The 13096-nt window shown below is 53.7% G+C and carries 13 protein-coding genes; 9 read left to right on the plus strand and 4 right to left on the minus strand.

The genetic code is table 11. The features are described 5' to 3' along the window. From CDH48_RS17650 to CDH48_RS17670, 5 genes are all read left to right on the plus strand, one after another. Positions 1 to 714 (plus strand): bacteriophage T4 gp5 trimerisation domain-containing protein (locus CDH48_RS17650; protein WP_406564999.1); only part of this gene is annotated, 714 nt, incomplete at its 5' end. Continuing rightward, the gene (locus CDH48_RS17655; RefSeq protein WP_100690038.1) at positions 711 to 4085 is read left to right on the plus strand and encodes a toxin VasX; all 3375 of its coding nucleotides are present in this window, start codon (positions 711 to 713) and stop codon (positions 4083 to 4085) included. The genes CDH48_RS17650 and CDH48_RS17655, both read left to right, overlap by 4 nt. Then, the gene (locus tag CDH48_RS17660) at positions 4082 to 5167 is read left to right on the plus strand and encodes a hypothetical protein (RefSeq protein WP_100690039.1); all 1086 of its coding nucleotides are present in this window, start codon (positions 4082 to 4084) and stop codon (positions 5165 to 5167) included. Before CDH48_RS17655 ends, CDH48_RS17660 begins: the two co-directional genes overlap by 4 nt. Before the next feature lie 268 nt (positions 5168 to 5435). Further along, on the plus strand, positions 5436 to 5849 hold the full coding sequence (locus CDH48_RS17665) for a TA system antitoxin ParD family protein (RefSeq protein ID WP_100690040.1): 414 nt from the start codon (positions 5436 to 5438) through the stop codon (positions 5847 to 5849). Further along, positions 5839 to 6411 carry an AAA family ATPase gene (locus CDH48_RS17670; RefSeq protein ID WP_227521161.1) on the plus strand — a complete coding sequence of 191 codons (573 nt, stop codon included), beginning with the start codon at positions 5839 to 5841 and terminating at the stop codon, positions 6409 to 6411. The genes CDH48_RS17665 and CDH48_RS17670 overlap by 11 nt, the downstream gene beginning before the upstream one ends. Positions 6412 to 6442: 31 nt before the next feature. Here the strand turns inward: CDH48_RS17670 and CDH48_RS17675 are convergent, their stop codons facing one another. Then, a complete protein-coding gene (locus tag CDH48_RS17675; protein WP_100690042.1) occupies positions 6443 to 7339 on the minus strand; it encodes a DUF1853 family protein in 897 nt (298 codons plus the stop codon). Positions 7340 to 7450: 111 nt separating this feature from the next. Here CDH48_RS17675 and CDH48_RS17680 point away from each other — a divergent pair, with 111 nt between their 5' ends. The 3 genes from CDH48_RS17680 to CDH48_RS17690 all read left to right on the plus strand — a co-directional run bounded on the left by CDH48_RS17680 (position 7451) and on the right by CDH48_RS17690 (position 9823). Continuing rightward, positions 7451 to 7891, plus strand: a complete 441-nt coding sequence (locus CDH48_RS17680) for a VOC family protein (protein WP_100690043.1) — start codon at positions 7451 to 7453, stop codon at positions 7889 to 7891. A 179-nt stretch (positions 7892 to 8070) separates the two neighbouring features. Beyond that, on the plus strand, positions 8071 to 9477 hold the full coding sequence (locus CDH48_RS19785) for a hypothetical protein (protein WP_100690044.1): 1407 nt from the start codon (positions 8071 to 8073) through the stop codon (positions 9475 to 9477). Next, a complete protein-coding gene (locus tag CDH48_RS17690; protein ID WP_100690045.1) occupies positions 9449 to 9823 on the plus strand; it encodes a hypothetical protein in 375 nt (124 codons plus the stop codon). The genes CDH48_RS19785 and CDH48_RS17690 overlap by 29 nt, the downstream gene beginning before the upstream one ends. A gap of 83 nt (positions 9824 to 9906) precedes the next feature. Here CDH48_RS17690 and CDH48_RS19675 read toward each other — a convergent pair whose 3' ends face one another. Then, the gene (locus CDH48_RS19675) at positions 9907 to 10449 is read right to left on the minus strand and encodes a cold-shock protein (protein ID WP_100690046.1); all 543 of its coding nucleotides are present in this window, start codon (positions 10447 to 10449) and stop codon (positions 9907 to 9909) included. 237 nt (positions 10450 to 10686) lie between these two features. Between CDH48_RS19675 and CDH48_RS17700 the strand changes: the two genes are divergently transcribed. After that, positions 10687 to 10905 (plus strand): SlyX family protein, encoded by a 219-nt coding sequence (locus tag CDH48_RS17700; protein ID WP_100690070.1) that lies wholly within the window; start codon positions 10687 to 10689, stop codon positions 10903 to 10905. Positions 10906 to 10935: 30 nt separating this feature from the next. On the opposite strand, the gene dapE is transcribed toward CDH48_RS17700, so the two are convergent. Further along, entirely contained in the window at positions 10936 to 12072 is a 1137-nt protein-coding gene (gene dapE / locus CDH48_RS17705) for a succinyl-diaminopimelate desuccinylase (RefSeq protein WP_100690047.1), read from the minus strand. Beyond that, a complete protein-coding gene (gene dapD, locus CDH48_RS17710; RefSeq protein ID WP_100690048.1) occupies positions 12059 to 13087 on the minus strand; it encodes a 2,3,4,5-tetrahydropyridine-2,6-dicarboxylate N-succinyltransferase in 1029 nt (342 codons plus the stop codon). Before dapD ends, dapE begins: the two co-directional genes overlap by 14 nt. Positions 13088 to 13096 lie beyond the last annotated feature (9 nt).

Raw genomic sequence — 13096 nt, forward strand, 5'->3', positions numbered from 1 at the left:
CGCACCACCCTGAAAACCCAGACTCACAAGGGGGAGGGCAGCAACGAATTGCGCTTTGAGGATGAAGCGGACAAAGAACAGATCTACGTCCACGCGCAAAAAGACCTGGATCTGCTCACCGAAAACAACCGCACCGAAGTCATCAAAAACGACAGCCACCTGAGCGTTGGGAACGACCGCTTCACTCACGTAAAAGGCAGCAGGCACCAGACCATCGACGGTGAAAAACGTCAAACCATCGGAGCCGACTGCAACCAGACCATTGCCGGCACCCTGCACCAGAAATCCGGCAGCGCCACCCTCTGTGAAGCCGGCAGCGAAGCTCACCACAAAGCCGGCGCCAAAGTGGTGCTGGATGCCGGTGCCGAAATCACCATCTCCGGCAGCGGCAGCTTTATCAAGCTGGATCCCAGTGGCGTAACGCTGAGTGGCCCGGCGATCAAGATTAATTCGGGTGGGGCGCCGGGGAGTGGGAGTGGCGTTAGTCCCCAAAGCTCGGAGTTGCCACAGAACCTGGATGGCGATACGCCTGTTTCGCCGCCTGCGGTTGCACTTGCGCAGGTGGGTACGCGTCAAAAGGCGTCTGCAGACCCACTTCATACAGAAGAACTTCCTGGTGGCGACCGAAAGCTCATTGTTGAAGTGATTGGAGGGAATAACTGCGGGGGAGCAGTTGACGTTATCAAAGATTCTTCAGAAGGGGGCAAAGCGTGACAGGTTCTGTAACTTTTACTGATGAATCCAGGGAACGTTCAGTTCGCCGCAAAGCGGAATACGATGATAGCAATCCCCATGACCTGGTGCTCACAATCAACAAGCGGGAAGGGGGGCAGATTACTATTCCGCTTCTGAAAAATGCCCGGTCGAATATTGAACGGGAAGACCATCAGGAGAACACCCTGTTAAGGATTAAACCCTTTGCAGAAATCGAAAGCGCACTTCCTGTCTCTACAGGTTATGGAGCCTCAGTCTATCAAGGTAAGGCTGTTGCGATGCTCCGGCCAGGCTACTTATATGTGTTTCGCCGAGGCAGGCTGTGGCGTGAGCTGGAGATCGGGCCAGATTCAAAAGTGAGCGATGTTGATCTCACGACCGCCCGGGATGAAATAGATAACCCGGATAGTAAATTACGGGTTGAGCGACCAGCGGAAGGTGAATGGTTCGACGATGTACTCGTGCCCGTATTCTTGCAGGGGCAAGCGGTTATGCACGACTTCCGCATGGCTTACAGTGAGGTGCAATGGGACTGGAGCTATATCCAGAAACTGGAGGCCGACGATAAGGCCAGGAATGCCCGCACAACAGGCATTGGTCATGCCTGGGCTGTAACTACCGCAGAGGGCATCAGCTTCAAGACCGGGTTTCCGGCTTCCAGGGTTGAGGATCTGCCAGAGATGCGGGCAAGGGATCTCGGCGTTGAGCTAATGCTGGAAAATCCACGAGATTTTACGCCAGCCTTCGAAACTCCATCTGATTCCGAACTCTGTGTAAAACTTGCCGCCCGTTTGCGTGGAGCCCAGGAAGAAGGTGAGCAACCCATAAAGCTTGATATCAGCTGTGATCCCGACAAAGACCGGCTGGCCGACCTGAGAGGGCAGAAAGGGTTAGCTTGTATTGCCTTGCCAGACCCGCTTTTCAAGCTGAGGCATTCGCTTGCTCAGTTGCACCTGGCTTTGCATTATCTTGATGCGATTGACGTGTCTCTTCAGAAAAACCCGATGGTTCATTCTGCAATGCTGATCCGGCAGGCGGTTTTTGATCCGCAAGCAGGTGGTAAAAAACCATCATTGGCAAAGTATGCAGAAGCCATAGACCGGCAGAAGTTAGATGAAGTGTTGCACACGTCTGAAAAGAATCATGCCATTCGCATCATTGAGCAGCACGCCGAAGACCTGATAGCCACGATCAAGATAGGGGAGCTTGATCCAATTTTTGAAGATTACCGGACATGCAGTGATCATGCGATCTGTGAAGCCTATTTGTTGGTGGCGGATAAACTCAATGTCTTGCAGCAGATCCCCGGCGTGCTTAAAGCTCAAGGTGCAAGCAGTGATGTCGAGGTCTTAACCGGATTAAAACAATGGATACTCAAGGGAAGTTTTCTAGCTGATTGGTCACCGCAACCTGATTCTGAGAGTTCAACTGATGAGAAGGGCGAGATGCCGTCTCCTTATGAACGCTTGCGAGCGCTTGCTGATGGGGGCGTCGAGATTGATGAGGCACTGCTAAACCGCCTGAATACGCAGTCATTAGTCTATCTGGAGAAGCAGCTGCAAGAGAAAACAGAAAGCGGTGATAGCGTTATTAAGGATATTTCCAATGCGGGAAAAGTTGGAGGGTTAGTATCCGGTGCTTTGTCAGAGTGGAGCTCCGCGATATTGGCAGTATGTAAGCGTCTGATGGAAGAGGGAAAGATTCAGCAGATCGAATTGCAGAGAGTTATGCAGGCTGTTTCATCGAACCTTGCTTTAACTGATCCCGAGCTGAAAAGTATTAAGGTGATGGACCGGGCTGGAGCTCTTATCAGCGGTTCAATTCTAGGTGTGAAAGGAAATGGGCTCGACCGGGGATTAAATGATTTTGACCACACAGAAGGCGTGCTCACACGAAAAAAAGACTATTTGTATGCAGACCTACTGGACAGTTCTGATGAGGTAATTGCATCGAGCAGCCCCACACGAGCCGCTGATTCTGTAGAAGAAGCTGTTAATAAGGTAGCCGGTGGAACCATGGTGTTCTTTGCGCCGGATGTGCACACTGAGGCTCAGAAGCTTGGGCTGCTGAAGGTGGATTTTGCCAAACGTATTGGGAAAGTTGTGGATGGACCAGCTGTGTCCCGGGGGCTGGTGATTTTGGCAGCGTTTAATATCTTTTTGGAGTCGCAATCTTTATGGAAGACATGGAAACAAAAAGATCAGGGTAGTCTGGCGCTAGCGATCACAAGGACATTCGCAAGTGCAGGTGCTGACCTGCTTGCGGCATCATTAAAATTCAGCGTGGTACTTGGCGAGAATGCAGCTCATAAATCAGGCGTTTATAGAGTAGCAACACGCCCGTTATTTGATATGAAGAACTTGGTACTCGTCGGTAGCCGATTAAAAGCATTGCAGGCTACCACATTGGTGCGCACGGTCGGGCTTGCAAGCTTTGTCGCGGGTGCCATTGGCGTTGGAATAAGCTATTGGGAAATGCGAATTAGCTTGTTAAACAAGGATTTCGATGCTGCAACTGGTCATTTGATTGCCGCCACTGGAGGATTGGTGTTTCTAGCATCCCCTCTCATGGCGACTCTGTTGGCTATACCGGGCTGGGGCTGGGCGGTATTGGGAATGTCGATGGTAGTTGGAGGTGGGCTCTTTGCAGATTCAGTAGCAGACGATTCATTTGAGCAGATGTTAAAGCGTGGTCCTTGGGGCGTCTACCCAGACAGTCTGCTAACTCAGCAAGACGACCGTGCTTATTATAATCAGTTGCTAACCCTGCTTTCACCGATAGAGGTGACGGCTAAAAAGTATGCAGATGTTGAGCCAGACCCAGCACTATCTCCTCGGAATTATTCCCCCCGGCCGGATGATTATGTGATAACTCTGCAACTCCCTCTCGTTAGTCGGTTGAATCTTTTCCATGGAACCGAGTGCAGAGCTGATCTACCTGCTAGGCCGTTAAATATGGTCGTTCAGGAAGTTGCTTATCAATCAATTAATGCAAGTGTTGTTGCTCCGGGATCGGTTGCGCCGGTTAGCAGTACTTTACTCCTCAAAGCTACACCGCTGACGAATGTCGTGGCTAGGCAATCCCTACCGAATCAGTCCGCTGTTCGGTTTCTGGTGAAACGCGAGCTCAGTGACAGTGAATATCGCAGCATACTCTATCAACAGTCGGTGGAGACGCGAGTACGAGTTGGGCTTCAGGTTACTTTGGATACCGAGCTTGGGCCGCTGGTATTTCCTGCGCCCGTTTATGGCGATTACGAACCATATAATATGGCCAGCCACAGTAGCCCACCACCTAAGGATCGGACAGCATTGGATCCTCATTCTCAGCCTAAATCCCCTTATTGGTTTTTCACAGAGGTAACCGCATGAGTAACGAACAAGCTGTGCCTGCGTATACGCACATGGCTTTCAGGGCCTCGGCTATACACCCATTACCGGCAAGTTCAACAAAGCGCACCCGTATTGGCGAAGAGCTACAGCCTGTTGGTACCTACGTGGGTGCCATCCCGTACCACGGAACCATTCAGGATGTTGAGGCACTTCAGGATCATGAAAAGACTGACCCGGAGTTCACAGACAAAGACTGGTGGTGGGATCACCATAAAATTCGGTTTTTGAATGGAAAGCTAGGCCTCAAATTCCTGTTATTAATTATTCCTCTCACTTGGGTGCTTTTTTTATGGTTCAGTGGGGTTGGGGTGATCTGTTGGGGGACAGTAAAAATACTTGATCAACCCGGAATTTCAGACTTTAGTGCCATAGTTGTGATGGTTGTTGGCTTTATTCTGACTTTATCCTGGTTTGCTTTCGCAATTTGGATCACGCCAGTCACCACCAACTGGCTAATGAGCACCGGACTCGGATTTTTTCTCAAACCTTTCGAAAAAAACATCCATAAAAAACTGGACGACACCCTCGAAGATGGTTGCAGTGAATTCAACCGCCTCACAGGCCAGGTTCGCATTGCCCTCGGCCGAAAGCGCTTTTTCGACGCGCCTTTTGTGGAGTTTGATGCCTATGTTGAGCGGGTTGTTCAGCAAGGCGGCATCTTCTATCGACTCATGTTGGTACACCGCTACACCCAGAAAACCTTCAACAAGACCGCCTTCAGCACCATTGAAGCAGAAAAGCACGAAGTTTTGGCCCTGTGGGATATGCTTCAGCGCTACATGGATGTGACCCAGCCCTTGCCGGATACACCGCGCCTGGAACCCTTTCGTCACCTAGATCCGGTTACTGCTGAACATGATAAGCAAACCGGTCGTAACCCCCGGTACTGGCGTGACCTTGATCTGGACTCCTGGAAAGACGGAGAAGGATGGCGGGAATTATATCAGCGGCAAAGCCAGTATCCGTGGGGCAGCCGGGTTTGCAAACTTACACCGCAACTGGGCAGGATTTCGATGGAAGCGTATCGCCAGAAGCGCCCTGATGGCTCTTGGCCAATTTGAGGCAAGGGTGTTTGGCGATTTGACGGCAGATGCCACAACCCTCGAATTATGTTTGTTGAGGGGATACTTTTCGAGCAGTGCTCAGGATAAGGCGGGCGAAACCTTCAGGCGCCAAGTCTGCAATCCCAATCTTGAAAAACATCGATGATCACCTGATCAGCAATGCGGGAACCATAGCCCGAACTTTCTGGCAATCTGCAACATTTGTTGCAAAACGCAACCCGGATGGTAACCTGTATCTATTAATGGTCAGACCACTGGAGGCCCCATGACTACAGCCATTCGTTTGGACGACAACCTGATTCGTCACGCGGCTGCCGAAGGGCAGGTTCATCGGCGTTCTACTCCCAAGCAGATTGAGTACTGGGCGGAGATAGGCCGCGCGGTTTCGGGAGAGGTGAGTGCGGAAGATCTGATTGCGATACTTCAGGGGATCCGGCGCGTTAGTGTGGAGCCTGTGATCGCGGAAACGGTTACCAGTGACGATTTGTGGACAGAAGTGGATCAGGCCCGCGACAGCGGCGAGTTGAGCCGCTCGATTGCCCGGGGGCGCACGGTGTATCAGGCTGCTGCGGATAAACCGGGTTATCTGGAAGCGGTTTATCCCGATGGTACGCGCGAGATCGGACAGTTCCGTAACGGGCGGTTCGAAACCTTGAGCGACCGTGACGATGCAGCCTGAGCTTTGGCTGCTGGTTGGTGGTAATGGTGCTGGCAAATCCACGTTTTACGAGCGCTTTCTTGCCCGGCGCAATATCCCTCTGGTCAATGCCGATAAGATTGCCCGCAGTCTCTGGCCGGATTCACCGGAAAAGCACAGTTATGAAGCGGCCCTGATTGCTGAGAAAGAACGGTTCCGCCTTCTGAAGGATGGCCAGAGCTTCTGTTTTGAAACTGTTTTTTCCCATCCTTCAAAAATAGACTTTGTGGGGGCCGCCAAGGCCGCGGGCTTTCGCATCCGGATGTTCTATTTTCATCTGGAAACTGCAGACCTCAACAAGGCTCGTGTTATGACTCGTGTTCAGGCTGGCGGTCACAATGTGCCTGAAAAAAAGATAGAGAGCCGGATTCCGAGAACTTTCGCGAACCTGCGTGAATGTATCGGGCTGGTGGATGAGCTGCATCTTGTTGATAACTCAAGCCTGGATCAACCCTTTGTTCGTGTCGCTGTTTGGGGAAACGGGGAATGGCAACGCTGCTGCGAGTCGTTACCGGAATGGGCCCGGGGGTTGCTGGATAGCTGAGGCCTTTGCCCGGGCCGCCAGGGCAGGGAGCTTATGGCCAGGTTTCCGGCACCACGAACACCCTGTCTACCTCTTCCCAAATTCCGGTTTGATGATCTTCCTGCAGCACGGCAAAAAGCTGTGGAACGCCCCGCTTTTCGACGCGCTCCAGAGCTTCCAGAGCCCGCTCGGCATCAGGTGGCTCCGCCTGAAACCAGTTGCCAATCCAGTGCGGTTTGTTGAGCAGAACCCAGTGCGACGTGTCTGATGTTTTGGTGTCGCACGCATACATCCAGTGCCCGCGCAGATGCGTGTCAGGAACATAATCGGGAGTCAGTACCTGTGGGGCATCCGGGTAGTAGAGATACCCTGGCATGAAGATCTGTGGCGTTAGCGGGGCTGTAATGCCAGCCTCGGAGAGCATGGAGATTGTTTCCGGCAGCCATGTACGCCGGCTTTGTTGTTCGAGCAGGCTGGTTGTTTTAAGGTCCAGCCGGTCGCGGGCATTAGGGCCATACCATAGGGTAATGCCGGTTTGCTCAGGCACACCAAGATAGAATTTGATGGCAATTTCGTGGTGTTCAATACGGTTGTCTGCGCGATTATGCACCACGAAATCCAGTTCGCCGATGGTGCGCCCATGCGACTGGATCTGCTGATTTTTCAGAAGAATGGGCCAGCCGAGCAAGTCTTCCAGTAAAACCTGATACAGTCTTTCAAAATAGAAGCCGAGCCTGGGTTGTGGCGGCTCACTCAACAGTGCCGGCGCGGTTTTATTGTCCTGATCCCAGGCTTCGAGGATATTGCGGTAGCTTGACGGCAGATGCCGTGCCGGTTCAAAGGTAATCGGTGCGCTCAGGAGCTGCGGTGCCTGGCATAACCAGGCAAGGTGTCGTACCGCTGGCGTACGATAGGTACTGAACAGATGAGGGGCGAAGTTTGCATCCATGCGCTCAGAATACCGTAAACTGTTATTTATTAAAGGTGAGGGCCTGCCATGAAGGGCTTTGGGGCCACAAGCTCTCCCTGAATGAGGCAACAGAAAATCACTGGAGGCTGTATGCAATATCTACATACGATGATCCGCGTAAGCAACCTTGATCAGACTCTGCATTTTTTCTGCGACCTGCTTGGTATGGTCGAAATTGATCGGAAAAGCAGCGACAAGGGGCGCTTTACACTGGTGTTTCTGGCAGCAGCAGAGGACGAATCCCGGGCCCGGGAAGCCAGGGCTCCGATGCTTGAGTTGACCTATAACTGGGACCCCGAAGAGTACACCGGCGGGCGCAACTTCGGTCATCTGGCTTACAGAGTTGATGATATCTATGCCCTGTGCGAGTCGCTGCAGGCAAATGGTGTCATCATTAATCGCCCGCCGCGGGATGGTCACATGGCATTTATCCGCACTCCGGACAACATATCCATCGAACTGTTGCAAAAGGGTGAGCCGTTGGCTCCCAAAGAACCCTGGCTCAGCATGGAGAATACGGGAAACTGGTGATTGATCATCGGGCTCATTAGGCACAGAGCAGCCTGCCTGCATTCCTCCGGGTGAGGACGACATAGTAAGATTTGAAGATGTCTGAAAACGGCCATAGAATCACCACGGTTCTGCAGAATACTTTATTGATATGACTTTAACGGCATCAGGATGATGCGAAAAAACAGGGAGATGTTTTTATGGAAGACTGGCAGGGATGCCTGACCCCACAATGTCAGACTGCGTTGCTTAGTGCCCGCGATCATGTAAATCGTCGTGGTGGTACCGTCATTACGGCTGAAGATTTCCTGCTTGCACTGCTGGACGCCAGCCCCTCAGCAAGCCAGTTTCTGCGCAGCTCTGGTGTGGATATGGACGAGCTGACCCGCACCATCCAGTGTGAGCAGCCCATTGTGACGGAAGTCGGCGGTGAAGGCCTGTTGTCTTCACAGCTCATGTACTGGTTTGCCACGGCCCGGGAGACGTTTGACGAGCCAGCCTGGCTGGATTGGCCCCAACTTCTGGCAGTGCTTGCAAGACACGCCGAGCGACTGCAGGAAAAAGCCTACGTTGCGGTGCTTGAACTGGTTTCGCAGTGGCCGGATTCCGCCGATCTGACTAATGAGACCGTGGGGACTGAAGAGCACGAAGCAGCTCCCATTGTTATTACCGATCCTGAATGGATAGAACTGGCGGAAGAGGTTGCCATAACACTGGCTGCAACGCGTGACGCGCTGGTTTGGGTTCGTGGCGAGCGTGGGGGTGGCAAGTCGGTATGGTTGCGTTCAATGCTGGGTTCGCTGGCGCAACCCTATGTTGAAATGGATCTGCGCCGCGAAACCGAGCTGATGGCCAGCGAGCTTGCCGTTATTCCTGTTGCCAGTGAAAAAAACTGGCCGGTTCTGGTATTGGATAACGTAACGCCAGCCGATTTGCTGGAACTGATGGATGGATCTTCCGGTCTTGCCTCCGAGCTGCTTCAGGGCTGGCAAGGTCCGGTTGTGCTTCTGGGGCCGGATACGCATGATGATCCGGGCAGCCAGCGCAAACTGGAGCATCGCCTTGGGCGAACGCTGGAGATAGCCGATATGCCGCTTTCCAGTGTGGTACAGCGCAAGGCCATTCTGGTTGCACATCAGGCCGGGATCGAGCGGCGCTGGAGTGTTCAGCTGCCGCAATCGGCTATCCAGTTTGCAGCATCCCGGCGCAGCCGGTGCGTTTGTACGCCCGGAGGAATGCTGCAATGGGTAGAGCGGGCCGCCGCCCGGCTGGATCTGTTCGCCCGGCGTGGGCCAGCAAGCTCTGTGGCGCTCTCCGGGCAAGCAGATACACTCCGGCGCCAGAGCCTGGTTGCCATGGCGAGGCAAGAGCCGCTGGATGAAATCGAGCAGTCCCTTGAAGAAATCGATCTGTTGCCCACCGCGGCTGAAGTGGACTGGCGCGAACGCAAAGCTGCAGGGGCACTGCGCCGGCTCTCTGCTGAGGATCTTCGGCAAGAACTTGAGCGCCGGGTTGCAGGCGGGCCCGGCCCGGTTCACTATGTGCTGCATTATGACCACCAGCATGGAGAATCTGCGAGTGCAGGATCTGGAAATCTACATTCGTGACCTCAAAGCAGGCGCCGTTTGCCGCTGGCTGGAAAGCCAGGTTGAGCAACTGACACTGGATGACAGCGATGTTTCCAGAGTTATGAAAGGCACGGCCGGATTCGGAGGGAGCCACTTGAACATCACTCTGTATCCACAGGCGTTCGGCAAGCGGTATACCTCACTGATTATCGAAGGTGAGCAGTTACCCTGGAACAGCGATCTGGAATGCGCACGCAGTGCGTGGCGCGAGCTGGATACTGAAATTCGTTGCAGCCCGGGAGAATGGAAAGAGGGCGAGCCTGTGGATAACGAGAAATGGTGGCGGCTGGATAGCCGGGGTGAGCAGCTCGTTGTCTGGAACTGACCTGTTTTGAAGTGAGTGGTCAGGAACAAAAAAAGGCAGCCCCTGATTGAGAGGGGGCTGCCTTTTTCACATCAGCTCAGGTTTCAATCGCTCAGGATAGACACATTATCTGCCTGCAGACCCTTATCGGCGTCAACCACGTTGAAACGAACCAGCTGCCCCTGGCGAAGAACCCGTCGGCCACTTCCGCGAATGGCCCGGAAATGAACGAAAACTTCGTCTCCGTTGTCGCGCACAATAAAACCGAATCCTTTTTTAACATTGAACCACTTTACGGTGCCTTCTTCGTCGCCCTCAGGGCTGTCGTCATCATAACTGACGTCATTATCGGTATACGTCTGGGTGGAACCCTGATTCCGTGACGATGAACTGCCTCTGTGTGAGGTGCTGGATGCAGACTGCTGCCTGGCTGCAACGGCGACGGCCAGAAAACCGGCAATACCGAAGACAATGAGGGTGATGATGTATGCGGCGATACCACGAGTGCTGCCCAGAGCTTCCACAAATTCACCTACGGCAATCAGGCGAAGCGGTTCAGGGGTAAATGACAGCAGCAGGGCAAGTACCAACGGTGCTGGAATTGCGATCAGGAGAGCAACAAGGATCGCTTTGGCTGGATTACGCATTGACTGAAAATTCTCCATTTTTACTAATGCTGACGATAAAAAAACCGGATATCGGGTAAAATCTCCTATCCGGCCGGTGAAAACCGCCTGATTTCCTGAAAACGGAAGCTTGGGCGGGCAAAAGCGGCATGATAGCAGATTATTTTGGTGGCTGACCAAGCAACTGGCCGGATGTCCGGGAACAGAATGCATTTGACGGGTTTTTTATCCATTTACGCAAAGGAGCTTCAGCACCCCATGAGTCAGAAAGATCTGCAAACCAGGCTGGACGAGTTGGAAACGCGGCTTGCCTTCCAGGATGATGTTATCAACACCCTGAGCGAGCAGGTGGCGAAACAGGAGATGGATATTCGCGAACTTTGGGATGCAAAACGCTTGTTGCACAGCCAGATCAAAGACGTTTCCCATTCCAGCATCAAGCGTGAGGAAGAAGAGTCTCCGCCGCCGCATTACTGATAGCGGGAGCGGCCAGTGATCAGGCGCCAGTCAGGCCAGAAGTTCCACCAGGATCTGTTCGTAGATGCGCGTCAGGATATCCAGATCGTCCGCTTTCACGCACTCGTTTGCCTTGTGAATGGTAGCGTTGATCGGGCCCAGTTCCACAACCTGCGCGCCGGTAGGCGCAATGAAACGGCCGTCGGAAGTACCCCCTGAAGTGGAGAGCTCGGTTTCACGCCCGGTCACGGTACGGATGGCGCTTTGGCTTGCAGATACCAGTGCGCCCTTGTCGGTAAGAAAAGGGCGTCCACTGAGGTGCCACTGCAGATCGTACTCGAGGTTGTGACGGTCAAGGATTGCCACTACCCGCTCTTCAAGGCTTTCCGCTGTATTCTCTGTACAGTACCGGAAGTTGAAATGAACCAGGCACTCGCCGGGAATGATGTTGCTTCCGGTACCGGATTCCACCTTTGTGATCTGAAAGGTTGTAGGAGGAAAGAAATCGTTGCCGTTATCCCAGAATTCGTTGGCCAGTGTATGCAGGGCAGGAGCCACCGCATGCACGGCATTCTGCGCCAGGTGAGGGTAGGCTACGTGGCCCTGAACACCGTGCACAGTAAGATATCCGTGTAACGATCCGCGCCGGCCGTTCTTGATCACGTCCCCGACTTCCCGGGTGCTTGAGGGTTCGCCTATCAGGCACCAGTCGAATTTCTCCGAACGGGCTTCCAGGGCTTCGATTACCTTCACCGTGCCATTCTGGGCGGAGCCTTCCTCATCACTGGTAATCAACAGGGCAATGGAGCCCCGGTGATCCGGATGAGCCGATACAAAGCGCTCGCATGCCGTGATGAAAGCGGCAAGGCTGCCCTTCATGTCGGCCGCGCCGCGGCCATGCAGGTAGCCATCCTTTATCACCGGATCAAATGGCCGGTGGGCCCAGTTTTTTTCCGGGCCGGGTGGAACTACATCGGTATGGCCGGCAAACGCCAGCACCGGCCCCTCTGAACCCCTGCGGGCCCAGAGGTTGTCGGTATCGCCAAAGCGCATGTGTTCGCCGGTAAAACCCAGAGGGGCGAGCCGGGACATCATCAGTCCCTGGCATCCAGCATCATCCGGCGTGACCGACTCACGACGAATGAGGGCCATGGCGAGCTCAAGCGTAGGTGAGTTAGTTGTTTGCATGGAGCTCTTCATTCAACTCGATGGCAGACTGGTTGGTTTTGCATTCAACCGCGCCAGTCTGGCTGTTGCGGCGGAACAGCAAATCCGGCTTGTTGGCAAGATCGCGGGCTTTTATGATTTCGACAAGTTTGTTGCTGTCATCCAGTAAGGCAACCTTGGTGCCGGCCGTGATATACAGGCCAGCTTCAACCTTGCAGCGATCACCCAGAGGGATACCAATACCTGCGTTGGCGCCAATCAGGCAGTTTTCGCCAACGGAAATAACCATGTTGCCACCACCGGAAAGCGTGCCCATGGTGGAGCAACCGCCACCCAGATCAGACCCTTTTCCGACCATCACGCCTGCCGAGATACGGCCTTCAATCATGCTGGTGCCCTCGGTGCCGGCATTGAAGTTGATGAAGCCTTCGTGCATTACCGTTGTGCCTTCGCCCACGTAAGCGCCGAGACGCACGCGCGCTGTGTCTGCAATGCGAACGCCATCGGGTACCACGTAATCGGTCATCTGCGGGAACTTGTCTACCGACTTTACTTCCAGGAGGCGGCCTTCCATGCGAGCCTTGAGTTGGCGTTCAGGGAGTTCATTCAGATCAATTGCGCCTTCGTTGGTCCAGGCCAGATTCGGCAGCAGGCCGAAGATGCCGTCAAGTTTGAGGTCGTGGGGTTTTGCTTGCCGATGGGAAATCAGGTGCAGCTTGAGGTAAACCTCCGGCGTGCTGGATGCTGTGTCGTCTGTTTCCAGCACGGTTACGACAACCGGGCGTTTGCTGTTGGCGGCTTTTTCTGCAAGAGAAGCCTGCTCGGTGGCGCCGGTCTGGCGCAGGGCGTTGGCAAAGTGTGTCAGCTGTTCTGCAGTTGTCTGGATAGCCTGATTGCCGCCTTTGTAGTCAAGGGCGGTTTCTACTACATCAATCAGCTCTGTTTCGGGTGTCATAATCGGCTGCTGGTAAAAAACCTCCAGCCATTCGCCCTGGTTGTTCTGGGTGCCGATACCGATACCGAATGCAAAGCTCATGTGGCGATT

The organism is Marinobacter aromaticivorans (genome assembly GCF_002806975.1).
Taxonomy (GTDB): Bacteria; Pseudomonadota; Gammaproteobacteria; order Pseudomonadales; family Oleiphilaceae; genus Marinobacter; species Marinobacter aromaticivorans.

Coding starts and splice junctions, on each gene's coding strand:
- CDH48_RS17660 (WP_100690039.1), top strand. CDS start 4,082: ATGAGTAACGAACAAGCTGTGCCTGCGTATACGCACATGGCTTTCAGG.
- CDH48_RS19675 (WP_100690046.1), bottom strand. CDS start 10,449: ATGCGTAATCCAGCCAAAGCGATCCTTGTTGCTCTCCTGATCGCAATT.
- dapD (WP_100690048.1), bottom strand. CDS start 13,087: ATGAGCTTTGCATTCGGTATCGGTATCGGCACCCAGAACAACCAGGGC.
- dapE (WP_100690047.1), bottom strand. CDS start 12,072: ATGCAAACAACTAACTCACCTACGCTTGAGCTCGCCATGGCCCTCATT.
- CDH48_RS17670 (WP_227521161.1), top strand. CDS start 5,839: ATGCAGCCTGAGCTTTGGCTGCTGGTTGGTGGTAATGGTGCTGGCAAA.
- CDH48_RS17700 (WP_100690070.1), top strand. CDS start 10,687: ATGAGTCAGAAAGATCTGCAAACCAGGCTGGACGAGTTGGAAACGCGG.
- CDH48_RS17665 (WP_100690040.1), top strand. CDS start 5,436: ATGACTACAGCCATTCGTTTGGACGACAACCTGATTCGTCACGCGGCT.
- CDH48_RS17680 (WP_100690043.1), top strand. CDS start 7,451: ATGCAATATCTACATACGATGATCCGCGTAAGCAACCTTGATCAGACT.
- CDH48_RS17675 (WP_100690042.1), bottom strand. CDS start 7,339: ATGGATGCAAACTTCGCCCCTCATCTGTTCAGTACCTATCGTACGCCA.
- CDH48_RS19785 (WP_100690044.1), top strand. CDS start 8,071: ATGGAAGACTGGCAGGGATGCCTGACCCCACAATGTCAGACTGCGTTG.